Origin of the sequence: Phreatobacter sp. (assembly GCF_030691135.1) — a bacterium.
GTDB lineage: Bacteria > Pseudomonadota > Alphaproteobacteria > Rhizobiales > Phreatobacteraceae > Phreatobacter.
Map to the genome: position 1 here is coordinate 26,679 of NZ_JAUYFA010000099.1, position 25,239 is coordinate 51,917.

Here is a 25,239-nt window from a genome sequence, read left to right on the forward strand (position 1 = left end):
GACGCGTGCGGTTTGAAAAATTTTCCGGAACGGTCCCACAAGATTGGCGCCGGCGCTTGGAGCAGTGTGATGGCTGTTGACCTTTCGATGCCGATCCTCGTGGTCGACGATTACAACACGATGATCCGCATCATCCGTAACCTCTTGAAGCAACTCGGCTTCGACGACATCGACGACGCGTCCGACGGTTCGGCCGCTCTCGCCAAGATGAAGGAGAAGAAGTACGGGCTGGTCATCTCCGACTGGAACATGGAGCCGATGACCGGCTACGAGCTCCTCAAGGAGGTCCGCTCGGACGGGTCGCTCTCGCGCACCCCGTTCATCATGGTCACGGCGGAATCGAAGACGGAAAACGTCATCGCCGCCAAGAAGGCCGGCGTGAACAATTACATCGTGAAGCCGTTCAACGCCCAAACGCTGAAGGCCAAGATCGACGCAGTCTTCGCCGACTGACCGGCCTGAACCTCGACTGCCCGGGATCTCCGGCCGCCTGGGCCGGGGCTCGGGCGGGCATTCCAGCCGACCGGACAGGCGCCGCCGCTACTGTCCCTGAGGAACGGGCCACCATGAAGCAAGTTTCCACCGAGCACCTCGACCGCATCGTCCAGTTCATCCGGACGAAGGGCAACGGGGACGTCTCTCTCGGCGATGTCGTCGCCCTCGCCGAGGTGACCGTCGAATCGCTGTCGAGCTTCTTCCGCTCGATCGACATGTCGGTCTATCGCGAGCTCTCGGACATCGCCTCCTTCATCACCAACATGAAGCATGAGGTCGGTCGCCTGCAGCCGAACGATCTCAAGCACAGCCGCATCCCGGCCGCCGGCATGGAACTCGACGCCATTGTGAAGGCGACCGAGAAGGCCACCGACACCATCATGGGCGCCGCCGAGGAACTGATGGCGGCCGACGCCTCCGATCCTGTCGCCTACAAGGCCATGGTCGACGAGCGCATGATGCTCATCTTCGAGGCTTGCTCGTTCCAGGATATTACCGGTCAACGCGTCGCCAAGGTCATCGACACGCTCAAGCACATCGAGGCCCGCGTCACCCGCTTCGCCGACGCCATCAGCGCCGCCGATGCCGACGGCTACCTCTCGGAAGACGAGCGCCGGCGCGAGGAACGCAAGGCGAAGAACATCCTGCATGGTCCTCAGCTCGACGGCGAGGGCGTGGACCAGAACGACGTCGACGCCCTGTTTGCCAAGCCCGCCAAGAAGGGCGCCAAGCAAAGCACCGACGCCTGATCCAGGTCTGGACCTTTCGGTCCGATCGCGGCGGGTCTTCTACCAGGCGAGCTTGCGCATGACGTGACGGGGGCTTTGTCCGGTCTCGGCGATCAGCGCGGCCAGACCGTCGGTCCTGAGCCCGGCATCGTCCAGCAAAACTTCCGCGTGGATACCTTCCGCAAGGAACAGGCAATCGTAGCCCATGCGCATGGCACCGGCGACGTCGGTGCGCATCGCATCGCCGATGGCGAGAACCCGGCGGCCGTCTGGCCGGTGCCCGAGGATGCGCTCGGCATAGCGCCAGCACGCCTCATAGGCCGGCTCGTAGGGCTTGCCGGCATAGAGCACCGAGCCTCCCATCGACTGGTAGCGGTCGCCGATGGCGCCGGCGCAGAAGATCAGCTCGTGGCCGACCTCCACCACCTTGTCAGGATTGCCACAGAGGAAGAACAGGTCGCGCGCCTTCATGCGCTCCAGCCGCTCCTGATAGTCGTCCGGGGTCTCGGTCCGGTCGTCGACGAGACCGGTGCAGACAACATAATCCGCCTCCTCGATGCCGACGAGACGGGTGTCGATCCCCTCGAAGACGACGAGGTCGCGCTGCGGGCCGACATGGTGCACCGGCGCGCCCGGGCGCGTGCGCATGTAGTCGCGCGACACATCGCCCGAAGTCACAATGGCATCGTAGGCGGCGCGCGGCACGCCGAGCCGGTCGAGCTGGCCGACCACCACGGGCGCCTGACGCGGCGCATTGGTGATGAGGATGACCGGAACACCGCGCTTGCGGATGGCGACCAGCGCCTCGCAGGCGGCTGGATGCGCCTTCATGCCGTTGTGCAGCACGCCCCAGACATCGGAGAAGACGAGATCATACCCCTCCGCGATGGCGGAGAGTCCACCGATGATCGCGGGCGGGGCAAGGGCGGGAGCGGCGAGGGCGTCGGTCATGAAAGCGGGGTTAAGCGGCGGCGACGGCAGGGTCAAGCGCGCCGCTGCGCCGCCGTCAGGCGAGGGTCGTCGCCGTCAGGAAGGGCAGCACGGCGGCCAGGCAGCCGGCGGGATTTTCCTCCGGGATGAAATGGCCGGAATCAACTGCCTCGCCGGTGGCCTTCGGCGCGAAGACCGTCCAGGCCTCCAGCGGGCTCGTCCCGGCCGAGGGAATCCCAGCATCGCCCCAGACTACATGGGCCGGCACGGCGATGGTCCGCCCGGCCGCCTTGTCGGCCGCGTCGGCGGCGAGATCGACGGTGGCGCCGGCGCGATAGTCCTCGCAGCAGGCATGGATGCGCGAGGGGTCGTTGAAGAAGTCGCGGTAGTGCTGCAGGGCGCGGTTGTCATAGGCGTCGAGCGTGCCGGTCTTGGTCCACAGCGACAGTTTCTCTTCGAGATAGGCGGTGGGATTGCGCCCGATCACCGCCTCCGGAACCCCGTCCGGTCCCGACAGGAAGATCCAGTGCTCGGTTTTCGGCGACGGCGCCGCGCGGATGCGCTCCCACATGACGAGCGTCGGCACGATGTCGAGGAGTGCGATGCGCTCCAGCCGCCCGGGATGGTCGAGCGCCATGCGGTAGGTTACCCGCGCGCCGCGGTCGTGGCCGCAGGCCATGAAGCGGACATGGCCAAGCGTCTCCATCACCTCGATCAGGACCTTCGCCATGTCGCGCTTGGCATAGGGGAAATGGTCGTTGCCGCCGCGCGGGGCCGTCGACCAGCCGTAGCCGGGAAGGTCCGGCATGACGAGGGTGAACCGTTTCGCCAGTTCGGGCGCTATCCTGTGCCACTCGACATGGGTCTGCGGAAAGCCGTGCACCAGCAGCAGCGGCGGCCCCGCGCCGCCGGAGCGGGCGAAGATCTGGCCGATCGACGTGTCGATCCAGTGCGATTCGAAACCGGGGAACAGGTCATAGGTGGACATGGGCGCTCCTTGGTCCGCACGGTCGGGAGCATAGCCGAATTTGCCGTCCGCGGTCCGGCTCAATCCTGAGCGGGCGCTGCGCCCTCGCGTGCCACCGCCTGCCAGCCGATGTCGCGGCGGCAGAAGCCGCCCGGCCAGTCGATCAGGTCGACCGCCCGATAGGCCGTCTCCTGTGCCTCCGTCACCGTGCGCCCGGTGGCGGTGACGGCAAGAACGCGGCCGCCGGCAGCGACGACCTCGCCGTCCTTCAGCGCCGTTCCCGCATGGAAGACCTCGACCCCGCCGAGCGCCCGCGCCCGTTCGATGCCGCGGATGACGGTGCCCTTCTCCGGCGTGCCGGGATAGCCTTTCGCCGCCATGACGACGGTGAGCGCCGCCTCGTCGTACCAGCGTGCACTCATCGTCTTCAGCTGGCCGTCTGCGGCGCCGAGCAGCAGCGTCAGGAGATCGTCCTTCAGCCGCATCATCAGCACCTCGCATTCGGGATCGCCGAAGCGGCAATTGTACTCGATCAGCTTCGGCCCTTCCGCCGTGATCATCAGACCGGCGAAGAGGACACCCTTGAACGGCCGGCCCCTGGCCTTCATCGCCGCGAGCGTCGGCCGGATGATCTCCGCCATGGTGCGCTCGACCAGGGTGGGCGTCATCACCGGGGCCGGCGAATAGGCGCCCATGCCGCCGGTATTCGGCCCGGTATCGCCGTCGCCGACGCGCTTGTGGTCCTGGGCGGTGGCGAGCGCCAGCGCATGGTCGCCGTCGCAGAGGGCGAAGAACGAGGCCTCCTCGCCGGTCATGAACGCCTCGACGACGACCGAGGCGCCGGCCGCCCCCATGCCGCCCTCGAACATCATGTCGACGGCCGCCAGCGCCTCGTCGAGGGTCATGGCGACGACCACGCCCTTGCCGGCGGCGAGACCGTCGGCCTTGATGACGATCGGCGCGCCCATGCGGCGCACGTAGTCCTTCGCCGGGCCGGGCTCGGTGAAGCGCTCATAGGCAGCGGTGGGAATGGCGAATTCCCGGCAGAGGTCCTTGGTGAAGCCCTTCGAACCCTCGAGTTCGGCTGCCGTCCGCGACGGGCCGAAGACCTTGATGCCGGCGCTCGCGAGGTCGTCGGCGATCCCGGCCACCAGCGGCGCCTCAGGCCCCACCACCACGAAGGTGATGGCGTGCCGGCGGCAATAGGCGATGACGGCGGCGTGGTCGGTGACATCGATGGCCGCGAGCGTCGCGACCTCGGCAATCCCGGGATTGCCTGGTGCGCAGTGCAGGGTCGTCAGCAGCGGGCTCGCCGACAGTGCCCAGGCGAGGGCATGTTCACGGCCGCCGCCGCCAATCAGAAGCACGTTCATGGCTGTCTCCGCCTGGTGGCCGGCGAACTGCACATCGGCTGATGCAAGCCGCCCCTTCAACCCTCGTCCCGCAGCGTCTAGACAAGAGTGCCCCGTCCGGCAACGGATTCGCTTCGCGCATGACCGACACCGTCCCGTCCAACACGCCCGAGATCTCGGTCTCGGATCTCTCCGCCGCCATCAAGCGGACGGTGGAGGATGCCTTCGGCTATGTGCGGCTGCGCGGCGAGGTCTCCGGCTTTAAGGGCCCGAGCGGCTCGGGCCACTGCTACTTCCGCCTCAAGGACGAGGGCGCCGCCATCGAGGCGGTGATCTGGAAGGGCACCTACGGGCGGCTGAAGTTCAAGCCGCAGGAGGGCCTCGAGGTCATCGCCACCGGCCGCGTCACCACCTTTCCCGGTTCCTCCAAATACCAGGTGGTGATCGAGAGCCTGGAGCCGGCCGGTGTCGGCGCGCTCATGGCGCTGCTTGAGGAACGCCGCAAGAAGCTCGCCGCCGAGGGCCTGTTCGACGCTGCCCGCAAGCGCCCCTTGCCCTACCTGCCGCAGGTCATCGGCGTCGTCACCTCGCCGACCGGCGCCGTTATCCGCGACATCCTGCACCGCCTCGAGGACCGCTTCCCCCGCACCGTCCTGGTCTGGCCGGTGCGCGTCCAGGGCGAGGGCAGCGCCGCCGAGGTGGCGAACGCCATCCGCGGCTTCAACGCCATCGGTCCCGACGACGACCTGCCGCGCCCGGACGTCATCATCGTCGCCCGCGGTGGCGGCTCGCTGGAGGACCTCTGGGGCTTCAACGAGGAAATCGTCGTCCGCGCCGCTTTCGACAGCGCCATCCCGCTGATCTCCGCCGTCGGCCACGAGACCGATACGACGCTGATCGACTTCGCCTCCGACCGCCGCGCCCCGACGCCGACGGCAGCGGCTGAGATGGCGGTACCGGTGCGTGCCGACCTCATTGCCGAGACGAACGGTCTGGGACGGCGCCTTGTCCTATCGGTCGCCCGCGGCATGGAAGGCAGGCGGACCGAACTGCGTGCTGCGACGCGGGCGCTGCCCGATGCCGAGCGCCTTCTGGAGGCGGCCCGCCAGCGCCTCGACGCCGCCTCGGAGCGGCTCCCGAATGCGCTCGCGGCCAATGCGAGCGCTCACCGGACGCGGCTGGTCCGCGCCGCGGGGCGGTTGTCGCCGGCCTTGCTGGCCGGGCGGATCGCCCGCTCCCGGGACCGGATCGAAACGCTCTCGGCGCGCGCCGCCGCAGCCCTGGCGCAGCGGACCGAACTGCGCCGGCAGGTCTTCAAGACGTTTTCCGAGCGGCTGTCCCGCTCGCTCGGCGTCTATGCGCGGACGCAGGCCGACCGGATCGAGCGGTCGCGCGAGCGCCTCGACAGCCTGCATGCCCGCGCACCGCGAGCACTCGCCCTCATCCTGCGCAGCAGCCGCGACAGGCTCGCCGGCGCCGACAAGCTCCTCGCCGCGCTCTCCTACCAGGGCGTGCTGGCGCGCGGCTTCGCGCTGGTCCGCGACGGCGAGGGCCGGCCGCTGCGCAGCGCGAGCGCCATCGCGCCGGGCATGGTTCTCGCGCTTGAATTCGCCGACGGCCGCATCAAGGCGACCGCCGAGGGCGAGGCCCCGCACACGCCGCCGAAGCCCGCGCCGCGCAGCGCCGAGCCGAAGGGTCGCAAGAGCGGCGAGGGGCAGGGCAGCCTGTTCTGAAGCCCGCCTATTGCAGTGTCTGCTGGGCGATCCAGGTCTTCACCGCCCGCAGCGCGTCATGCGGGGTCTCGGCGAGGCCGAGCGCCGATTTCCACACCGTGAGCTGGCCGTCGGCGCTGGTGCCGCGCGTGCAGATGTCGAGGCAGCGGGCGAGGTCCTCGCCGCATCCGAGCGCTTCCGCATCCTCCTCTAGCATCGTCACGGTCTCCTGCACCTCGTCGGCGATCGAGACGGTGGTGCGCCGCTCCTCGTCGACGAAGGAGCCGTGGATGCCATAACGCTGGGCCCGCCACTTGTTCTCCTGCGCCACCGCCCGCGACAGCGGCGAGAGATCGGAGCGATAGTCGGGATGACGCAGCAGGTAGCGCACCATCGACCGATAGAGCGCGGCGATCGCCAGGGAATCGTCGAGATTGGTGCAGGAATCGGGCGCCCGCAGTTCCAGCGTCGGGAAGCGACGTGAGGGGCGCACCGCCCACCAGACATAGCTGGAGTCCTGGATGATCCGCGCCTCCACCAGAAGCGAGACGTAATCGTCGTATTCGGCCTGGGTCTTGAACATTTCGGGGAGGCCGGTGCGCGGCAGCTCGTCATAGGCGGCGAGCCGGTAGCCCATCAGCCCGGTCGCCCGCGCCTGCCAGAACGGCGAGGAGGTCGACAGGGCGATGATCAGCGGGATGGTCGGCATCAGCCGGCCCATCACGTCGATGCGTCGCGACAGGTCCTCGAACTCGGCATGGACATGCATGCCGCAGACGATGTTGCGCTGCCCCAGCATCTGCAGGTCGTGCATGACGCTGTCATAGCGCGGCGCGTCGCTGGCGCGCTGGGTCGCCCACATGGCGGTGGGATGGGTGCCGGAGGCGAGCACGGCGAGCCCGTGGCGCGCCGCCACCTCGCCGAGCGTGCCGCGCATGGCCTGCAGCTCGTTGCGCGCCGCGGCGGCGGAGGAATGGACGGAACTCGTCAGTTCGACCTGTGACTGCAGCATCTCGCTGCCGACGCGGTCGCCGAGCCGTTCCTTGGCGGCGCTGAAGAAGCCCTGCGGCATGCGCCGCATGACGGCCTTGGTCTCGGCATCGACCACGAAAAACTCTTCCTCGATCCCAAATCGGCGGGTGTCCGACATGTTGGTCTCCATGAACCGACGTCGGAAAGATCGACGTCACGTGATGGGTTGCAGCGGACGAGAAGCGACCGCTCGCCGGGGCGCCCCTCCCAGTCCGGGGCGCTGGCCGGTGGCTCAGAGGCTGTCGGGCGGAGGGGCGAAAATGTGGCCTGATCCGGTCACGGAATGCCACGATTTCGTAACATATTGAAAGATCGCGTGAACTTAAATCCGTTGACTTCGACCTGGAAAGCCGTCGTCAGGGCCATCGCCGCTTCGCGGCGGAGGTGTTTCGCGGCGGTGCCGCTCCGTTCAGCGCCAGTCGCCGAGGCTCGCCTGAACGACCGCGAGCGCCGCGACAGCCGCTGTGTCCGCCCGCAGGATGCGCGGACCGAGCGACAGGGCGAGGGTGCGCGGGCGCCGGCAAATGAGGGCGCGCTCCTCGTCGGAGAAGCCACCTTCCGGGCCGATGAGGACGGCGAGGCCACCATCGGCCAATCCCGCCGCCTGCAGTGCCGCGACAGGGTTGGCGATCGCCGCGCCCTCGTCGCAGAAGACGAGAAGCCGGTCGGCGGAGAGGGCGGCGAGGGCGGCGGCGAGGGGTTGTGTGTCATCGCACCCGGCAACGGTCAGGATGCCGCATTGTTCCGCCGCCTCCACCGCATTGGCCTTCATGCGATCGAGATTGACCCTCGCCGCCTGGGTGTGGCGCGTGATGACGGGAACGAGGCGCGAAACGCCCATCTCCACCGCCTTCTGCACCATGTAGTCGAGACGGGCATGTTTCAGCGGCGCGAAGAGCAGGAGGAGATCGCTCCCGGCCGGCTGTGGCCGCAACCGCTCCAAGACGATGAGGGACAGCCCCTTCTTGCCGTTGCGCTGCAGGCGCGCCGCCCATTCGCCGTGGACCCCGTCGAAGACGGCGATGCGCCCACCGTCATCGAGCCGCATCACGTTCAGGAGATAATTGGCCTGGTCGTGGTCGCAGGGCAGGACGGTATCAGCCGCGAGGGGGCCGGCCACGAACAGCCTTATCGCCTTGAAATCATAAGCCGCCATCATCAGGTCCCATCCTGCGCCGACCGTCTCCGGCCGGTGCCCGCCTCGCCTCGCCGGCGTTGCCGATCCTCCGGGACCAGCCGTCACATTGCCACGATGCTGACGGATTGATATGTAACCTCTCGATTTCACTCAACCTCGCTCGCTCTGCGGACGTGTTCAGGGGCCGAACGATGTACCGTCGCCACGCGTTGAAGACTTCCCTGGCCGCTCTCGGCATCACCGCTCTGATGGCGGGCGGCAGCGCCTCGCGGGCCAACGAGATCTGCCAGGCCGAGTTCCAGCCGATGATCACCGCGCACCAGGAGGTCATGAAACAGACCCAGGCGGCGATTCCGCGCGGCCGTCCGACGACCTTCGAACAGGCCAAGGCCAATGCCCAGCGCGCCTGCCAGGCCCTGACCACCGCGCAGGCCTCCTTCCGCCGGCTGCAGCAGTGGATGACCACCAACGCCGATTTCTGCCGCCTGCCGGAGCAGATCATGAACGACGTCAACACCGGCGTCGCCAACATCACCCGCAACCGGACCCAGGCCTGCAACGGCGTCGCCCAATTGGAGCGCCAGCGCCGCCAGGCCGAGGCGGGCGGCGGCAATCCCTTCGCGCCCAATGCCGGCCGACGGCCGCAACTCGACCTGCGCACGCCCGGCGCGCTCTGATCCCGCGATGACCGCCGCCGACGGACGGGTCGCCGACGCGGTTCGGGGCTCCTGGGTCGATACCCACGCGCCTCTCGCCTGGCGGCCCTATCTCAGGCTCGCCCGTGCCGATCGGCCCATCGGTTCCTGGCTTCTGCTGCTGCCCTGCTGGTGGTCGGCGGCCTTCGCCGCGCTGGCGGCGGGGCACCCGCTTCCCAACCTCTGGCACATGCTGCTTTTCGCCGTCGGCGCCGTGGCGATGCGTGGCGCGGGCTGCACCTACAACGACCTCGTCGACCGCGACATCGACGCCATGGTCGAGCGCACCCGATCGCGGCCTCTGCCCTCTGGCCAGGTCACGGCGCGACAGGCCAAGCTCTTCCTCGCGGCTCAGATCGGCCTCGGCGCCCTGGTGCTGCTGGCGCTCTGGCAGCCCTTCGCCTGGGCGGTCGGCATCGCCTCCCTGGCGGTGGTCGCGGTCTACCCCTTCATGAAGCGCATCACCTCCTGGCCCCAGTCGGTGCTCGGCCTCGCCTTTTCCTGGGGAGCACTGATGGGCTGGGCGGCGGCCTTCGGGCGGCTCGATGCCGCCGCGATCCTGCTCTATGCCGGCTCCGTCCTCTGGGTCATCGGCTACGACACGATCTACGCCCACCAGGATCGCGAGGACGACGCCATCGTCGGCGTCAAGTCGACGGCGCTGCTCTTCGGCGAGAAGACCCCGCTCTATCTGTCGCTGTTCTACGCCGCGGCGGTGGGGCTCTTCGGCGCCGCGCTGTTCGCGCTCGCCGCGCCCCTCATCGCCTATGCGGGGCTAGCGGCCTTCGCCGTCCACCTGGCGTGGCAGGTCCGCTCCCTCGACATCGCCAATCCGGATCTTTGCCTGAGGCTGTTCAAGTCGAACCGCGACGCCGGGCTGATCTTACTCGCCGGTTTGATGGCGGCCGCGCTTATCGCCGCCTTCACCTGAGCCTGTCGCCGCGCAGCGCCGCGACGAGACCCGCCACTGCGGCGTCGCCCGCCTCGCCCGATGCCGCAAGGCCCGAGATGACGCCGTCGACATCCGCCGCCGGTCGGTTCTGGCTCATCTTCATCTTGGCGTCGAAGGACGAGACCGCAAACCGCATGCCGACGATCGCCCGCATCTGCATGGCGAGAAAATCGTCCGGCGCGTCCGACATCGCCCAGGGATGATCGCGCCCGGCCTCGTGTCGGTCCGTCAGGTCGGAGAGGTTCTCGCGCAGGAAGGCGGCATCATGCGGCCAGGACACATGCCCGCGGACATGGACACTGGCATAGTTCCACGTCGGCACGACCTTGGCGGTCTCCTTCTTGGTGGCGTACCAGGAGGGGGTGACGTAGGCCTGCGGCCCGGAGAAGACGAGCAGCGCCTCGGACCCCGAATCGGTGTTCTGCCAGTGCGGATTGGCCCGGGCGACATGGCCGAAGAAGGCCGCGCCGGCTGTCGCTTCGCGCTTCAGGATCACCGGCAGATGGGTCGCGTAAAGCCCCTGCCGGCCATGGGTGACCAGAAGGGCGAAGGGATGGGCGCTGCAGAAGGCCATCACCTCGGCCTCCTCTCCCATCGCGAACAAGGGGGGCACATACACGGGCGCGAACCTTCTGCCGGAAAAACAAGACGGCCGGAACGATAGGATCATCGTTCCGGCCGGTCCAATGGAACATCATCATGGGGCCGATCTGCCCCATTGATCAGGCGGCGCGCACCTCGGCGACGAAGGACTTCAGCGCATCTTCGATGCTCGTCGAGCAGCCGGCCAGCCGCCGGCTCGCCTCGTTCACCTCGGAGGCGGACTTCCCGGTGCCGGCGGCCGCGCCGCTGACGTCGAGGATCGAGCGCCGGGCGAGGTCCGCGTGGCTGTTGGCCTGGGAGATCGCCCGCGAGATCTCGGCCGTGGAGGCCTGCTGCTCATCCACCGCGGCGGCGATGGCGGTGGTGATATGGTCCATCGAGCCGATCGTCTCGGTGATAACGCCGATCGCCTGCACCGTGGCGTTGGTCGCCGCCTGCATCCGGCTGACCTGGGAGGCGATCTCCTCGGTGGCCTTGGCGGTCTGGCCGGCGAGTTGCTTCACTTCGGAGGCGACGACGGCGAAGCCCTTGCCGGCCTCGCCGGCGCGGGCCGCCTCGATCGTCGCGTTGAGGGCGAGCAGGTTGGTCTGCTGGGCGACGGCGTTGATCAGGCTGATAACCTCGCCGATCTTGCGCGCCGCGCCGTCGAGTTCGGCGACACGCGAGCTGGTTTCCCCCGCTTCCCTGACGGCCCGGCCAGCCACTTCCGACGATGCCGACACCTGCCGGCCGATCTCGGTGATGGAGGCGGCGAGCTGGTGGGCGGCGCTCGCCACCGCATGCATGTTGGCCGTGGCCTCGTCGGTGGCGCCCGAAGCATTGCTGACCTTGCCCGACATGGCGGCGGAGGCCGAACCGAGCGCGGCGGCGCTGGTGTCGAGGCCGCCGACCGCGGCATTCGCATCGGCGATACGGGCCGCCATGCTCCTCTCGTAGCCGATGACCGCCGCTTCGAGCCGGCGGCCGCGTTCGGCCCGGGCTTCCGCCTCGGCGAGGCGCTCGCCTTCGGCCGCTTTGGCCTCGCGGGCATTGTCGCGCAGGACCAGCAGGGCGCGCGTCAGGTCGCCGATCTCGTCGCCGCGGGCGGAGGCGGCGATTGGGGTGTCGAGGTCGCCGGCCGCGACCCGCTCGAGCGAGTTGGTGGCCGCCACCAGGGGCTTCACCGCCCGGCGCACGACGAAGGCGGCGAGACCGCCGAGCACCACGACGATGGCGAGCAGGGCGGCGATCATGCCGTAGAGCGTCTGAAGCGCCTCGGCTTGCATCTCCGCGGTGGGAATGCCGATGAACAGCACGCCGATGACCCGCCCGGCTGAGTCGAGGACTGGCTGATAGGCCGTGTAGAAGGAGCGGCCGAACAGTGTCGCCGGACCGTAATAGGGCTGGCCGGCCTTCAGCGGGGTCTGCGCCGGATGATCGGCGGCGAGCGCCGTGCCGACGGCCCGGTCGCCGTTCTCCCTCTTCACATTGGTGGTGCGGCGGATGAAGAGGCCCTTGTCGTCGGTGACGAAGATGGTGGCGACACCGCCGACCGCCTGAACCGCGCGGTCGACGATGGAATGGTCGCTGAAGGTCGGCATCGCGCCGGCCCGCAGATCCGTCACCCGGTCGGCGACGACCGCGAAGCGGCTGTCGGCATGGCTCATGGCGAAGAGAACCGTCAGGCCGCGCAGATTGGTCTGCGCATCGCGCTGAGCCTCCCCGTTGTTACGCGACTGGATCAATGACCAGCCGGCGACCACTGTGATGATGGCGGTGATGGCGAGAAGGAGAATCACGAAGGCGACGGACTTGCCGCCGATCTTGAGTGCCGGAAGGCGGGAGAGCATGGAAAGCCGTCCTTGAAAATGACTGGTGTCATAGTAGGACGGCTCGGTGGTTAAGATCGGATCAACATCCGGGGTATGTAATTCCAAATTGGATCGGATCGAGAGAAAAAAGCAACGAATCAGCCCCGGTTCAGGATGTTGCGGGCATCCCGGCTGTCCTGATCCATCTGCGCGATCAGGGCTTCCAGGGAATCGAACTTGGCTTCTCCGCGGATATAGCCGGCGAAGACGATGTCGAGCTCGCGGTCGTAGAGGCTCTCGTTGAGGTCGAAGACATGGACCTCGAGCAGCGGTGCGCCGTTGTCGAAGGTCGGGCGGCGGCCGAAGCTCGCCACGCCGTCGAGCCAGCGTCCGTCCAGGCCGACCTTCACCGCGTAGATGCCGTGGCGCGGGCTGCAGGCGGGATCGAGCCGCAGGTTCGCCGTCGGATAGCCGAGCGTGCGGCCGCGCTTCTCGCCGTGGATGACGGTCGCCGAGACGAACCAGGAATGGCCGAGCTGCCCGTTGGCTGCGTCGAGATCGCCTGCGGCGAGGGCATGGCGGATCGCCGACGACGAGATGGTTCCGGCGTCGCTGTCGAGCGCCTCGACCTGCACGACGCCGAAGCCCTTGGCCAGCCCTGCCTTCCGGAGGGTTTCGGCATTGCCGCCGCGCCGCGCGCCGTAATGGAAATCGCGCCCGACGACCACCACCGCGGCGCCGAGCCACTCGACGAGCAGACCCGTTTCGAAGGCGTCGGCGGAGGTTTCCGCGAGGGTCCGGTCGAAAGGCAGCACGGCCAGCGCGTCGATCCCGAGCCCTGCCAGCAGGCGCACCTTGGCCGCCGCGTCGCTGAGCCGGAACAGGGGGACGTCCGGCTGGAAATAGGAACGCGGATGCGGCTCGAAGGTCATGACGACAACGGGCCGTCCTTCCCTCGCCGCCGCGCCGCGCGCCGCCTCCACCACATGCTTGTGACCGCGGTGCACGCCGTCGAAATTACCGATGGCGACGACCGCGCCGCGCAGGGCGTCCGGCACGGTTTCTCCGCGGGCCAGGACCGGAAAGACGGTGGTCGGCCGTGGCGGCGGCAGGATCAGGGACATGACGGGAGCGGGGCTTCGATGGGCATGGGCTTGGCGCGGCGGACCCTGCCGATGCCGGCCCGGCCCGTCAAGCCGCCTGTTCGGGCTCAGGCCGCCGCATCGAGTTCGGCGCGCGAGGGAACGCGAACCCAGGCCTCGCCCTCCAGGACCACCGCCGCATCGACGGCGCATTCGCAGGCGAGCCGCGCCCGCTGCCGCCCCGGGATCAGTTCGGCCACCTCGACATGGACCCTGACGACGTCTCCGATCTTCACCGGCGCCCGGAAGTTCAGCGTCTGCGACAGGTAGACGGCGCCGGGCCCGGGCAGGCGCGTGCCGATCACCGCCGAGATGAGGCTCGCGGTGTAGAGGCCGTGGGCGATGCGCTGCCCGAACCGGGTCTTCGCGGCATAGACGTCGCAGAGATGGATCGGATTCTGGTCACCGGAAACATCAGCGAAGCCGACGACGTCCTGGTCCGTCACGGTCTTCAGTACCAGTTCGGACAGGCCGGTTGTCAGGTCCTCGTAGGCCAGGGACCGGATCGAGCGGATCGGCATGGGCGCGCACCTTCTTCGGGGGCGTCACATTCGCCACCGCGATGATGCAGCGCAATAAGACCATCTGCTGACGACCCCACCGTTCCGGCAGATTGCGGCAGCGTCCTGTGGGGAAGCGCGCCTGAGCCGGTTCGCCGCATGGAAATGCGAGACGAATCAGCGCAGCGCGTTGCATTCTCCGACATGGATCAACAGCCAGCGGACCACATTCGGCTCAACATGCCCCGATCGGGTTCCTACTTCATCGCGCTCTGCATGGTGGCGATCGCCGGGTCGGCGTCGGTGCTCGCCTTCACCGTGGGAGCGGTCGGCGCGGGATCGGCGGCAGCTGTCGGGCTCGCGTTGCTGCTCGCCATGGTCATCGGCCATATCGCCGGGCAGATCGGCGCGGACAGGACCGCCGCCGAGGCCCGCTTCGCCGATCTGACGCGGGCCAGTGGCGAGGCGACCCGCAACCTCGTCGAACTGACCGAGCGGGTCGAGCGTTTCGAGGCTTTGGCACTCGACCGGTCGCGGTCGGCGAGCGATCCGCTCGCGGCGGAGGTCGACGAACTCGGAGCCATCGTGAAGCAGTTTGCCGAGACGCTGCAGCTTCACGAGGAGGCGATCCTCCAGTCCGCCGGCTTCGCGCCGGAAACGGTTCCTGCGGCCCCGGCCGCGGTGGCGGCACCGCCGCCGGCTCCCGTCATGCGCGAGGCGCCGCCATCGCCGCCCGTCCAGGTGCTGCAGCGGCAGGCCGCACAGTTGCGTCGCCAGTCCGAGGCCCGCCAGCCGCCCGTCGACCTGCCGCAAGTGTTCGCCGGCCTCGGCCGCTCAGACGCCATTGCCGTCATCGACGAGGCGATCTCCGCCAAGCGCTACGAGCTCTTCCTGCAGCCCATCGTCACCCTGCCGCAGCGCAAGGTGCGTTCCTACCAGGCCTCGGTGCGGATCCGCACGGCCGACGGGCAGGTGCTGCTGCCCGAGGACTACCGGAGCCTCGCCGACGACGCCGGACTCATGCCTGGCCTCGATGCCGAGGTGCTCGGCCGCTGCGTCCAGATCGTCCGCCGTCTCACCGCCCGCAACCGCGACGTCGGCCTCGTCTGCGATCTCTCGGGATCGTCGCTGGCGGACGCGGCCTTCGCCTCGGAACTGATCGCCTCGCTGGAGGCCTCGCGCACCATCGCCGGTTCGCTGGTGCTCGGCTTCACCCAGGCGACCGTGCGTGCGATGAGCGCGCTGGATGTCGAAACCCTGCGCAGCCTCTCCGATAAGGGTTTCCGCTTCGCCATGGACGGCGTCCGCGACCTGCGCATCGAGCCGCGCGACATCGCCGACAAGGGCATCCGCCTCGTCAAGGTGCCGGCCTCGCTGATGATCGCGCGATCTTCCGAGACCGGCGCCGCCATCCATGTCGCCGATCTTTCCGGCCTGTTCCTGCGCTACGGCATCGACCTCGTGGTCGAGGATGTCGAGACGGAAGCGGTGGTGGTCGACCTGCTCGACTACGAGGTGAGGTTCGCGCAGGGGGCGCTGTTCTCGCAGCCGCGTCCGGTGCGGGCCGAGGTCATGGCCACGGCCGAGCCGGCATCGCCGCCGGTTCCCGCGGCAGCACCCGCCGCCCGGGTGCGCGCCGATCAACGGCCGGAGCCGCGGCCCGAAGCTCGGCCGCAGACCCTCGGCGCCGCCGTCCTGGCGCAGGGCGCGGTGTCGCGGGAATCGCGCCGGCCGGCCGGCGGCTCGGGGCTCCGGGCCCTGATCCGTGACCGGTCCTGACGTCCGGGCCGCCGGGCGCTAGGATCACTCTCATGGTCGTCCGCCAGCTCCCTGAAGGTGTCGTCAACCGCATCGCCGCCGGCGAGGTGATCGAGCGTCCCGCCGCGGCGGTGAAGGAACTGGTAGAGAACGCCCTCGATGCCGGAGCCTCGCGCATCGACGTGCTGATCGAAGCCGGCGGCCGCCGGCTCATCCGCGTCGCCGACGACGGGAGCGGCATGGGCCGCGACGACCTCGCGCTCTGCGTCGAGCGGCACGCGACCTCGAAGCTCGACGACGAGGACCTCCTTGATATCCGAACCCTCGGCTTCCGCGGCGAGGCGCTGCCCTCCATCGGCGCCGTCTCCCGCCTCACCCTCACCACCCGTCATGCCGGCGAACCCCATGCCTGGTCGCTCACCGTCGATGCCGGCCGCAAGGGCGAATGCCGCCCGGCGGCGCTCGCTGCCGGCACGCGGGTGGAGATCGCCGACCTCTTCGCCGCGACGCCGGCCCGGCTGAAGTTCCTCAAGAGCGACCGCGCCGAAGCCACCGCCGTCGCCGAGGTGCTGAAGCGCCTGGCGCTGGCCCATCCGACGGTGGCCTTCTCGCTCGCCGATGCCGACGGCCCGACCCGCCACTTTCCGGCCCAGGCCTTCGGCGAGGCGGGGCTTCTCGCCCGCATCGGCGACGTCGCGGGCCGCGACTTCGCCGAGAACGCGCTGCCGATCGACGTCTGGCGCGGTGCGGTGCGGCTGTTCGGTTTCGCCGGCCTGCCCACCTTCGGCAAGGCCACGGCGGCGAGCCAGTTTCTCTTCGTCAACGGCCGGCCGATCCGCGACCGGCTGGTGCTCGGCGCGCTGCGCGGCGCCTATGCCGACACCATGCCGCGCGACCGCCATCCGGCCGTCGCCCTCTTCCTCGAACTTGACCCGCATGAGGTCGACGTCAACGTCCACCCCGCCAAGACCGAGGTGCGCTTCCGCGATGCCGCCCTCGTCCGCGGCCTCATCGTGGCGGCGGTCCGTGAGGCCATCGCGGCGGCCTCCCCGGCGACCGCGACGACGATCGGCGCGGCCACCGTCGCCGCCTTCCGCCCGGCGGGTCCGTCGGTACCGGCGCGCGGCTGGGACTGGCGGGCCTCGCCGTCCCGCCCGCTCCCGCCCGGCGTCCGGCAGGGCTTCGGCGAGGCGGACCAGGCGGGCTTCGCCCTCGACCTCGCACCCTCCGCCGATGCGCGGGCGGGCGAGGGCGCGCCCGCAGACGATGATCTCGACCGGCCGCTGGGCGCGGCGCGGGCCCAGGTCCACGGCACCTATATCCTGTCGCAGACCCGGAACGGCCTCGTCATCGTCGACCAGCACGCCGCCCACGAGCGTCTCGTCTACGAGCGGCTGAAGCGGCAGATGGCCGCGACCGGCATCGCCCGCCAGGCGCTGCTGATCCCCGTCGTGGTCGAACTCGACCCGACCGACGCCGCCCGCCTGCTCGACCGCGCCGCCGATCTCGCGGCCTTCGGCCTCGTCGTCGAGGGTTTCGGGCCGGGCGCCGTCGTTGTGCGCGAAACGCCGGCCATGCTCGGTGAGGTCGACGCCGAGGCGCTGACCCGCGACATCGCCGAGCACCTCGCCGAGTGGGACAGCACCGGCCCGCTGGAGCAGCGGCTTATGGCGGTCGCTGCCACCATGGCCTGTCACGGCTCGGTCCGGGCCGGGCGGCTGCTGCGGCCGGCCGAGATGAACGCGCTGCTACGCGAGATGGAGGCGACGCCGGGCTCGGCCCAGTGCAACCACGGCCGGCCGACATCGGTGACGCTGTCGCTCGCCGACGTGGAGCGGCTGTTCGGGCGGCGCTGAGTTCACAGGCCCTCGCGGATGGCGAGTTCGGCGGGGATCGCCTCCAGGGCCAGGGTCACCCGGCGCTTGACCTCGTCCTTGACCGGTTCGCAGGCTTCCATGATCTCCCCCGCGCGCAGGAAATCCAGCACGCGGAAGGCGTCGACCGGCGGGCGCAGGTGGATGGTCGGGCGGTGTTCGGCGAGCCGGATGGCACTGAGGACCTGCATCATCAGCGTCACCGAGCCGAACATGGCGTCCCAGGGATCGGGAATGACGTCGTCGATCTGCCGTTCCGTCCCCGATTCGCTGAGCACGTCGACGGCGAGCGTCACCGCCGCCGTTACCCTGTCGACCGGCACCGGGTTGATGGTGCCGCCGTCGATCAGCACGTGGCCGCGGTGGCGGACGGGACGGATGGCACCGGGAATGGCCATCGAGGCGGCGACCGCCGGGACCAGCGGCCCGTCGGTGAAGCCGACATCGACGCGGGCATAATAGTCGGTCGCCACCACCGTCAGCGGCGTGACGAGGCTCTCGAACGTCTCTGGCACGACCGGCGGGAGGAAGGCGGCGAGCAGCTTTTCCGCGTCGACCAGCACCGGGTTGGTCAGGCCGCCGCGAAGCATGTCGGAAAAGCGCCCGACGCGCGCCGCGAACAGCGCCCGCAGCACGTCCGGCTTCATCCGCAGCACCCCGAGCGCGTAGTCCCGCATCTCGGCGCCACTCATGCCGGCGCAGTAGCAGGCACCTATGATGGCGCCGATGGAGGTGCCGGCGACCTCACGCGGACGGATGCCGAGCTCATCGAGCGCCTCGATCACCACGATATGGGCGAGGCCCTTGGCGCCGCCGCCGCCGAGGACCAGCGCGAAGTCTTGGGACGGTTTCGGACGGGGGGCGAGATCGGTGGGTGTCATGGTGCCAAGTCTAGCCCAGCGAGCCGCATGGCGGGAGCCCGCTGGCCGACTTGCCCTCGCCGGCCCGTCGGGCTTTCATCGCCGCACCCCGAGGCGGATGAATCATGATCGACCTGTCCAGCGCCATTGCCATTTCCTTCGCCTCCGGCGAGGCGCCCGCTGATGCCCTCGCCGTCAATGCGGCGATCGTCAAGCGCCTCGAAACCTGGGACAACTGGGCCTTCGCCCCCGAAATCATCCGGCAGATGCGGCGCGAGGGCCGCGGCGCCTTCCCGGCACCCATCCCCTCGCCGCGGGCGCGGACCATCACCATGGAGGGGCCGCACGGTCCCATCGATCTCAGGATCATCGCGCCCGAGAGCCCCAAGGGCGTCTATCTGCACATCCACGGCGGCGGCTGGGTCCTCGGCAGCGTCGACCAGCAGGACCAGTGGCTGGAGCGCTTCGCCGACCGCGCCGGCATGGCCTGCGTCTCCGTCGACTATCGTCTCGCGCCCGAACATCCCTATCCCCAGGGCCCGGACGACTGCGAGGCGGCGGCACTGTGGATCGCCCGCGAGGCCCGGGCGCTGTTCGGCACCGACCGCCTGGTCATCGGCGGCGAGAGCGCCGGTGCCCATCTGGCCGCCGTGACGCTCCTGCGCCTGCGCGACCGGCACGGCGTCATGCCCTTCCGCGCCGCCAATCTCCACGCCGGCTGCTACGATCTCGCCCTGACCCCCTCGGTGCGGCGCTGGGGCGCCGAGAAGCTGGTGCTGAACACCCGCGACATCGAGATGTTCGTGCGCCATTTCCTGGTCCAGGGTGGCGACGTCAGCGACCCCGACATCTCGCCGCTCCATGCCGACCTCCGGGGCATGCCGCCGGCCCTCTTTACCGTCGGAGCCGCCGATCCGCTGGTCGACGACACGCTGTTCATGGCGCCGCGCTGGGCCGCCGCCGGCAACGGCGCCTCACTCGACGTCTATGCAGGCGGCTGCCACGTCTTCATCGCCTTTCCCGGCTCCAACACAGACCGGTGCCTGTCGCAGATCGAGACCTTCATGGCGGCGGCCTGCGCCGACTGAGGCGCGGCCGGTCTATTCCGCCGCGATCTTGCGCACGCGCCACTGGGCGAGCAGCGCCCTGAGTGCTGCCGGCCGCACCGGCTTGTTCAGGAGATGCACCGATTTCGCCTGCGCCCGGTCGCGCACCTCTTGGCTGCGGTCCGCGGTGATCAGGATGGCGGGCAGCGAGGCTCCGAAGCGCCAGCGCAACTGGGTAACGACGTCGAGGCCGTTGCCGTGGTCGAGGTGGTAGTCGACGATGACCACGTCGGGCGGCGTCTGGCTGGCGTTGAGCACGTCGTGGGTCGCCTGCCAGCCGTCGGCCAGCAGCGTGCGGCAGCCCCAGCCCGACAGCAGCGCGTCCATGCCCTCGAGGATCTTCGGTTCGTTGTCGATGGCGAGGACCGTCAGGCCGTCCAGCGGCGCCGCAGGCATGGGCGGCGGGGCAGGGCCCGGAGCGACGGCAGGCAGGGCAGGCGCGATCGGCACCACGACCGCGAAGGTCGAACCGCGGCCCACTTTCGACTTCACGGTGAGCCGGTGCTCCAGAACGCGGGCGATCCGCTCGACGATCGACAGGCCGAGCCCGAGGCCGCGTGCGACCTTGGCGCCCTGCTCCAGGCGCTGGAACTCCTGGAAGATGATCCGCTGCTTGGCCTGGGGGATGCCGGGTCCGGTATCGTGCACCTCCAGCGACAGCTTCTTGCCGCGGCGGCGGCAGCCGATGAGGACATTGCCCTTGGCGGTATATTTGATCGCGTTGGAAATGAGGTTCTGCAGCAGCCGCCGCAGCAGCCGCCGGTCGGAATGGATGGCGAGGGCGGTCGGCACGAAGGTGAGGCTCAGCCCCTTCTGCTCGGCGATCGGGGCGAATTCGACGGCCAGCTGGCGGAACAGCTCGTCGATGCGGAAGCTTCCGAATTCCGGCTTCATCGCGCCGGCATCGAGCCGCGAGATGTCGAGCAGCGCCGCGAGGATCTCCTCCACCGCCTCGAGAGAGGCGTCGACATTGTCCACCAACCGGCGCTCGTCGCCGCTGGTGCCGCGCTCGACGAGGCTGGTGGTGTAGAGACGGGCGGCGTTCAGAGGCTGCAGGATGTCGTGGCTGGCCGCCGCCAGGAAGCGCGTCTTGGAGAGGTTGGCCTCGTCGGCCTCCTGCTTGGCCTTGGCCAGTTCGGCGTTGAGCCGCGTCAGCTCTTCCGTCCGCTCGCGCACCCGGCGCTCCAGCGTCTCGTTGGCCCGCTCCAGTTCTTCCGCCGCGGCGACCGACGCGGTGACGTCGGTATAGGTGGTGACGATGCCGCCGTCCGGCAGGCGGGCGGCGCGCACCTCGATGAACAGCCCGAGCATGGCCAGGCGCTCGATCTGCGGCTCGTCGGCGCGCAGCAGGCGGTCGGCGCGCTCGGCGACCAGGGCTTCGACATCGCCCGCCCCGAACTCCCCGCGGACGGCCAGCGCCCGCAGGATCCGGTCGAAGCCGGTGCCGATATGCAGCGTCTCGGCCGGCAGGGCGAGGACCTCGGCGAAGGGCCGGTTCCACACCATGAGATTGCCGTCGGCATCGAAGACGCTGACGCCCTGGCGTGCATGTTCGAGCGCCGTCTGCAGCGCCTCGCGGTTGTACTGCATCGCCGCATTGGCATCGTCGAGCAGCTTCAGCGCGTCGGTCGTCGACACCGACCGCTTCTTCAGCAGCAGCGACAGGACGAGCCGCGACGACGCCGTGCCGATGGCCGAGGCAAGCAGGCGTTCCGAATAGCGCAGCAGGTCGATGTCGGCCTCCGCCGCGCCTTCCAGCGGAACGCCCTGCTCCATGGCATAGCTCTCGAACGCCGCATGGGTGCGCTCTGCGCCGAGATAGCGCGCCACCGTCGAGCGCACGTCCTCCACCGTCACCGCGCTGCGCCAGAGCCGGAAGCTCGGCGCATAGTCCGAGGACGGCGAGGGCAGGAAGACCTTGGACTGCATGACCTCGATGGCCGAGGCGCGGCGCAGGTGCGAGACGCCGACGAAGAGGACGATGTTGAGTGACAGCGACCAGAAGACCCCATGGGCGAGCGGCGGCAGGTCGACCAGCCCGAACAGGTTCTGCGGCCGCAGCCACTCGATCCCGAACGGCCCCACCGCGACCATGCTGATGGGCATGGCCCCCGTCGTCGTCAGCATGGGGACGAGAAGCGTATAGGCCCAGACCGCCAGCCCCCCGGCCATGCCGGCGATCGCTCCCCCGGCATTGGCGCGCCGCCAGAACAGGCCGCCGAAGAAGGCGGGTGCCAGTTGCGTCACTGCCGCGAAGGACAGGAGGCCGATGGAGGCTAGCTGCGCGTCGCCAGCCACCCGGTAATAGAGATAGGCGCCGATCATCACCGCGAGGATGATGGTGCGGCGGATCATCAGGATGGTGGGCCCGAGATCGGTCCGGTCGTCGGCCGATCCTTCTCTCGCCAGCAGCCGGCCCCGCAGCTTGAGCAGCGAGGGGATGACCACGTCATTGGAGATCATGATGGACAGGGCGACGCTCGCGACGATGACCATCGCGGTCGCGGCGGACAGGCCGCCGATGAAGGCCGCCAGTGTCAGGATCTCGTTGCCCCGCGACATCGGCAGCGCCACCACCGTCATGTCGCTGTCCATCGAGCCCGGCGGAAAGACGAGGAGCCCGGCGACGGCGATGGGGACGACGAAGATGTTGATCAGCACGAGATAGAGCGGAAAAAGCCAGGAGGCCCGCCGGATCTCGGCCTCGGAATGATTCTCCACCACGCCGACATGAAACATGCGCGGCAGCAGGATGGCGCAGCAGAAGGACAGGGAGCTCATGGCGACGAAGGTGGAGAGATCCGGCCAGCGCAGCACCGAGCCGACGATGTCAGGCCGGGCCATGGCCTGCCCGAACAGGTCGGAGAACCCGTCGAACATGACGTAGGTCGTGTAGAATCCGATGGCGAGGAAGCAGACGAGCTTGACGATCGATTCCGCCGCCACCGCCAGGATCAGCCCGTCCTGATGCTCGGTGGCATCCGCATGTCGGGTTCCGAACAGCATGGCGAACACCGCCATGGACACGGCCACGACCAGTGCGAGGTCGCCGAAGAACGGCAGTTCCTGCGTGACATTGACGATCTCGTCGGGCCGGATCGTCGTCATCAGGGATGAGGACACCGCCTTGAGCTGCAGCGCCACGTAGGGGATCGTGCCGACCGTGACGATGAGGCAGACCATGCCTGCCACCGCCTGGCTCTTGCCGTAGCGCGCGCCGATGAAGTCGGCGATGGACGTGATGTTCTGCGCCTTGGCGATCCGCACGACCCGGCTGATCAGCGGCCAGAACAGCCCGAAGAACAGCATGGGTCCGATATAGATGGCGAGGAAGTCGAAGCCGGAGCGCGAGGCGAGGCCGACCGATCCGAAGAAGGTCCAGGAGGTGCAGTAGACCGCGAGCGACAGCGGATAGATCCACGTCTGGCTGTGCCGGATCGCCTTTTCCTTGGCCCGGCGCCTGTCGCCCCAATTGGCCACGACGAAGAGCGCGCCCAGATAGGCGAAGGCGGTCAGGATGATGACGAGGCCCATGCTCATGGGAAGCGTGTCACGAAAACATTGTCATGGGAGCACTGTCATGGCGGCGTCGCGGGCCCCGTGTCGGGATTCGACTTGATCATGCGGGCCGGGACCTGTCCACGCCCCAGCGACATTCCGCTAGGGAAAGAGATTGCTTTCTCAGCGAGCCTGCCCAATCCTCCCGCTGCGATTCAGCAGCAGACACGACAGGGAAGGGGCTCGCCATGCTCAAGGAATTCAAGGAATTTGCCCTCAAGGGCAATGTCGTCGATCTCGCGATCGGCGTGATCATCGGGGCAGCCTTCGGCCGCATCGTCGAATCCGTCGTCGGCGACCTGTTCATGCCGATCCTCGGCGCCATCGGCGGCTTCGACTTCACCAACTATTTCCTGGCTTTGAGCAAGTCGGTCACCGCTACCAACCTCGCCGATGCGCAGAAGCAGGGCGCGGTCATCGCCTATGGCCGCTTCATCACCATCGCCATCAACTTCATGATCATCGCCGCGCTCATGTTCATGGTCGTGAAGGGCATGAACAGGCTGAAGCGGCAGGAAGAGGCCGCGCCGGCCAAGCCGGCCGAACCCCCGGCCGACGTCCTGCTCCTTACCGAGATCCGCGATCTCCTGAAGAAATAGGTCGGGACTCAGGCGGGGCGCAGGAACAGGAGCTGCGTCTCGCCCGCCTCGCGCCGTTCCTCCAGCACGTAGCCCTCGGGGATGGCGACGACGGTGTCCGCCGCCTCTTCCAGCACCACGAGCGCTCCGGCGGCGAGCCAGCCGCCCTCGCGCGCGCTTGCCAGCGCGCTTTCGCCGAGACCCTTGCGATAGGGCGGGTCGCAGAAGACAAGTGTGAACGGCTCGAAGGGCGCCAGCGCCCCGAGCCGGGTGGCGTCGCGTTTCAGCAGCCCGGTCACACCCGCCAGCCCGATCGCGTCGACATTGCCGCGGATTAGCCCGCGCGCCTCGGGGCTCTGGTCGACGAAGGCGGCATAGACCGCGCCCCGCGACAGCGCCTCGAGGCCGAGGGCACCCGTGCCGGCGAAGAGGTCGATGACCCGTGCGCCGTCGCACGGATCGCCGTAGCCGTGGGCGAGCACGTTGAACAGGCTCTCGCGCAGCCGGTCCGAAGTCGGGCGGATCGCGTCCGACTTCGGTCCGAGCAGGCTGCGCCCGCGAAACTTGCCGCCGACGATACGCAAGGCTCAGCGGTCCCGCTTGCCCCCGAAGGGCTTGCCGCCAGGCTTGCCCCCGAAGGGCTTGCCGCCCGGCTTCCCTCCGAAGCTCTTGCCGCCGAAGCTCTTGCCGCCCGACGGCCTGTCACCGAAGGAGCGCTCGCCGCGGGCACCGCCGAAACTCTTGCCGCCCGACGGCTTGTCGCCGAATGAACGCCCGCCGGAGGGACGGTCACCGAACGACTTGCCGCCGGAGGGGCGGTCGCCGAATGAACGGCCACCCGACGGACGATCACCGAACGACTTGCCGCCGGAGGGGCGGTCGCCGAATGAACGCCCACCCGACGGACGATCACCGAACGGCTTGCCGCCACGCGGACGGTCGCCGTCCGGGCGCTCGGCCCGATCACCGAAGCTGCGCTCGCGCGGCTTGAAGTCCCGACCGCCGCCACCGCGATCGTCGCGGTCGCCCCAGGGCTTGAAGTCGCGTCGCGGTGCATCGCCGTCCCTGGTGGGGCGCTCTCCACGGGGTTTGAAGTCACTGCGCGGCTTGAAGTCGCCACGCGGGGCGTCGCCGTCACGGTCGCGGAACGGGCGGTCGCCACGCGGCTTGAACTCACCGCGCGGCTTGAAGTCGCCACGCGGGGCGTCGCCGTCACGGTCGCGGAACGGGCGGTCGCCACGCGGCTTGAACTCGCCGCGCGGCATGAAGTCACCACGCGGGGCGTCGCCGTCACGATCCCGGAACGGGCGGTCGCCACGCGGCTTGAACTCGCCGCGCGGTTTGAAGTCTCCACGCGGAGCGTCGCCGTCACGATCCCGGAACGGGCGGTCTCCACGCGGCTTGAACTCGCCGCGCGGCTTGAACTCGCCACGCGGGGCATCGCCGTCCCGATCCCGGAACGGGCGCTC

General features: G+C 69.2%; 21 protein-coding genes and 1 pseudogene. 9 read left to right on the top strand and 13 right to left on the bottom strand.

Annotation, left to right across the window (positions count from 1 at the left end; all coding sequences use genetic code 11):
• The first annotated feature begins 69 nt into the window (after positions 1 to 69).
• Together Q8O26_RS18395 and Q8O26_RS18400 are read left to right on the top strand one after the other, a co-directional pair.
• Positions 70 to 453, top strand: a complete 384-nt coding sequence (locus Q8O26_RS18395; protein ID WP_106746950.1) for a response regulator — start codon at positions 70 to 72, stop codon at positions 451 to 453.
• Positions 454 to 566: 113 nt separating this feature from the next.
• Positions 567 to 1,244 carry a protein phosphatase CheZ gene (locus Q8O26_RS18400; protein WP_305578256.1) on the top strand — a complete coding sequence of 226 codons (678 nt, stop codon included), beginning with the start codon at positions 567 to 569 and terminating at the stop codon, positions 1,242 to 1,244.
• A 39-nt stretch (positions 1,245 to 1,283) separates the two neighbouring features.
• Here Q8O26_RS18400 and Q8O26_RS18405 read toward each other — a convergent pair whose 3' ends face one another.
• From Q8O26_RS18405 to purD, 3 genes are read right to left on the bottom strand one after another with little or no spacing between them, the layout of a single operon-like run.
• Complete coding sequence (locus tag Q8O26_RS18405) at positions 1,284 to 2,174, bottom strand: TIGR01459 family HAD-type hydrolase (protein ID WP_305578258.1); 891 nt, start codon at positions 2,172 to 2,174, stop codon at positions 1,284 to 1,286.
• 55 nt (positions 2,175 to 2,229) lie between these two features.
• The gene (locus Q8O26_RS18410) at positions 2,230 to 3,141 is read right to left on the bottom strand and encodes an alpha/beta fold hydrolase (protein WP_305578260.1); all 912 of its coding nucleotides are present in this window, start codon (positions 3,139 to 3,141) and stop codon (positions 2,230 to 2,232) included.
• Between the two features lie 59 nt (positions 3,142 to 3,200).
• Entirely contained in the window at positions 3,201 to 4,493 is a 1,293-nt protein-coding gene (gene purD, locus Q8O26_RS18415) for a phosphoribosylamine--glycine ligase (RefSeq protein ID WP_305578262.1), read from the bottom strand.
• Between the two features lie 119 nt (positions 4,494 to 4,612).
• Here purD and xseA point away from each other — a divergent pair, with 119 nt between their 5' ends.
• Positions 4,613 to 6,205 (top strand): exodeoxyribonuclease VII large subunit, encoded by a 1,593-nt coding sequence (xseA, locus tag Q8O26_RS18420; RefSeq protein WP_305578264.1) that lies wholly within the window; start codon positions 4,613 to 4,615, stop codon positions 6,203 to 6,205.
• Between the two features lie 7 nt (positions 6,206 to 6,212).
• Here the strand turns inward: xseA and Q8O26_RS18425 are convergent, their stop codons facing one another.
• The gene (locus tag Q8O26_RS18425; RefSeq protein ID WP_305578266.1) at positions 6,213 to 7,334 is read right to left on the bottom strand and encodes a carboxylate-amine ligase; all 1,122 of its coding nucleotides are present in this window, start codon (positions 7,332 to 7,334) and stop codon (positions 6,213 to 6,215) included.
• 291 nt (positions 7,335 to 7,625) lie between these two features.
• The gene (locus Q8O26_RS18430; RefSeq protein WP_305578298.1) at positions 7,626 to 8,372 is read right to left on the bottom strand and encodes a 16S rRNA (uracil(1498)-N(3))-methyltransferase; all 747 of its coding nucleotides are present in this window, start codon (positions 8,370 to 8,372) and stop codon (positions 7,626 to 7,628) included.
• A 173-nt stretch (positions 8,373 to 8,545) separates the two neighbouring features.
• On the opposite strand from Q8O26_RS18430, the gene Q8O26_RS18435 reads away from it, so the two are divergent.
• The gene (locus Q8O26_RS18435; protein ID WP_305578268.1) at positions 8,546 to 9,031 is read left to right on the top strand and encodes a hypothetical protein; all 486 of its coding nucleotides are present in this window, start codon (positions 8,546 to 8,548) and stop codon (positions 9,029 to 9,031) included.
• A gap of 7 nt (positions 9,032 to 9,038) precedes the next feature.
• Entirely contained in the window at positions 9,039 to 9,980 is a 942-nt protein-coding gene (ubiA, locus tag Q8O26_RS18440; RefSeq protein ID WP_305578269.1) for a 4-hydroxybenzoate octaprenyltransferase, read from the top strand.
• Here ubiA and Q8O26_RS18445 read toward each other — a convergent pair.
• The 4 genes from Q8O26_RS18445 to Q8O26_RS18460 all read right to left on the bottom strand — a co-directional run bounded on the left by Q8O26_RS18445 (position 9,973) and on the right by Q8O26_RS18460 (position 14,057).
• Positions 9,973 to 10,671: an FMN-binding negative transcriptional regulator gene (locus tag Q8O26_RS18445; protein WP_305578271.1), complete on the bottom strand. Its 699-nt coding sequence runs from the start codon at positions 10,669 to 10,671 to the stop codon at positions 9,973 to 9,975. The two genes, ubiA and Q8O26_RS18445, sit on opposite strands and share 8 nt — an antisense overlap.
• A gap of 52 nt (positions 10,672 to 10,723) precedes the next feature.
• The gene (locus Q8O26_RS18450) at positions 10,724 to 12,433 is read right to left on the bottom strand and encodes a methyl-accepting chemotaxis protein (protein ID WP_305578273.1); all 1,710 of its coding nucleotides are present in this window, start codon (positions 12,431 to 12,433) and stop codon (positions 10,724 to 10,726) included.
• A 119-nt stretch (positions 12,434 to 12,552) separates the two neighbouring features.
• On the bottom strand, positions 12,553 to 13,518 hold the full coding sequence (locus Q8O26_RS18455) for a bifunctional riboflavin kinase/FAD synthetase (protein WP_305578275.1): 966 nt from the start codon (positions 13,516 to 13,518) through the stop codon (positions 12,553 to 12,555).
• Between the two features lie 86 nt (positions 13,519 to 13,604).
• Positions 13,605 to 14,057 (bottom strand): MaoC family dehydratase, encoded by a 453-nt coding sequence (locus Q8O26_RS18460; RefSeq protein ID WP_305578277.1) that lies wholly within the window; start codon positions 14,055 to 14,057, stop codon positions 13,605 to 13,607.
• 219 nt (positions 14,058 to 14,276) lie between these two features.
• On the opposite strand from Q8O26_RS18460, the gene Q8O26_RS18465 reads away from it, so the two are divergent.
• Positions 14,277 to 15,815: an EAL domain-containing protein gene (locus tag Q8O26_RS18465; RefSeq protein ID WP_305578279.1), complete on the top strand. Its 1,539-nt coding sequence runs from the start codon at positions 14,277 to 14,279 to the stop codon at positions 15,813 to 15,815.
• Positions 15,816 to 15,847: 32 nt separating this feature from the next.
• Positions 15,848 to 17,650, top strand: coding sequence for a DNA mismatch repair endonuclease MutL (gene mutL / locus Q8O26_RS18470; protein ID WP_305578281.1), 1,803 nt, complete (start codon positions 15,848 to 15,850; stop codon positions 17,648 to 17,650).
• Between the two features lie 2 nt (positions 17,651 to 17,652).
• Here the strand turns inward: mutL and Q8O26_RS18475 are convergent, their stop codons facing one another.
• On the bottom strand, positions 17,653 to 18,549 hold the full coding sequence (locus Q8O26_RS18475) for a patatin-like phospholipase family protein (RefSeq protein ID WP_305578283.1): 897 nt from the start codon (positions 18,547 to 18,549) through the stop codon (positions 17,653 to 17,655).
• A 104-nt stretch (positions 18,550 to 18,653) separates the two neighbouring features.
• Here Q8O26_RS18475 and Q8O26_RS18480 point away from each other — a divergent pair, with 104 nt between their 5' ends.
• Positions 18,654 to 19,616 carry an alpha/beta hydrolase gene (locus tag Q8O26_RS18480; protein ID WP_305578285.1) on the top strand — a complete coding sequence of 321 codons (963 nt, stop codon included), beginning with the start codon at positions 18,654 to 18,656 and terminating at the stop codon, positions 19,614 to 19,616.
• Between the two features lie 12 nt (positions 19,617 to 19,628).
• Here Q8O26_RS18480 and Q8O26_RS18485 read toward each other — a convergent pair whose 3' ends face one another.
• Positions 19,629 to 23,174 carry a NahK/ErcS family hybrid sensor histidine kinase/response regulator gene (locus tag Q8O26_RS18485; RefSeq protein WP_305578287.1) on the bottom strand — a complete coding sequence of 1,182 codons (3,546 nt, stop codon included), beginning with the start codon at positions 23,172 to 23,174 and terminating at the stop codon, positions 19,629 to 19,631.
• A 206-nt stretch (positions 23,175 to 23,380) separates the two neighbouring features.
• On the opposite strand from Q8O26_RS18485, the gene mscL reads away from it, so the two are divergent.
• On the top strand, positions 23,381 to 23,791 hold the full coding sequence (gene mscL, locus Q8O26_RS18490) for a large conductance mechanosensitive channel protein MscL (protein WP_305578289.1): 411 nt from the start codon (positions 23,381 to 23,383) through the stop codon (positions 23,789 to 23,791).
• Positions 23,792 to 23,799: 8 nt separating this feature from the next.
• Here the strand turns inward: mscL and rsmD are convergent, their stop codons facing one another.
• Complete coding sequence (rsmD, locus tag Q8O26_RS18495; RefSeq protein WP_305578292.1) at positions 23,800 to 24,354, bottom strand: 16S rRNA (guanine(966)-N(2))-methyltransferase RsmD; 555 nt, start codon at positions 24,352 to 24,354, stop codon at positions 23,800 to 23,802.
• A gap of 3 nt (positions 24,355 to 24,357) precedes the next feature.
• A pseudogene (locus tag Q8O26_RS18500) lies at positions 24,358 to 25,239 on the bottom strand (RNA-binding protein); the annotation flags it as partial.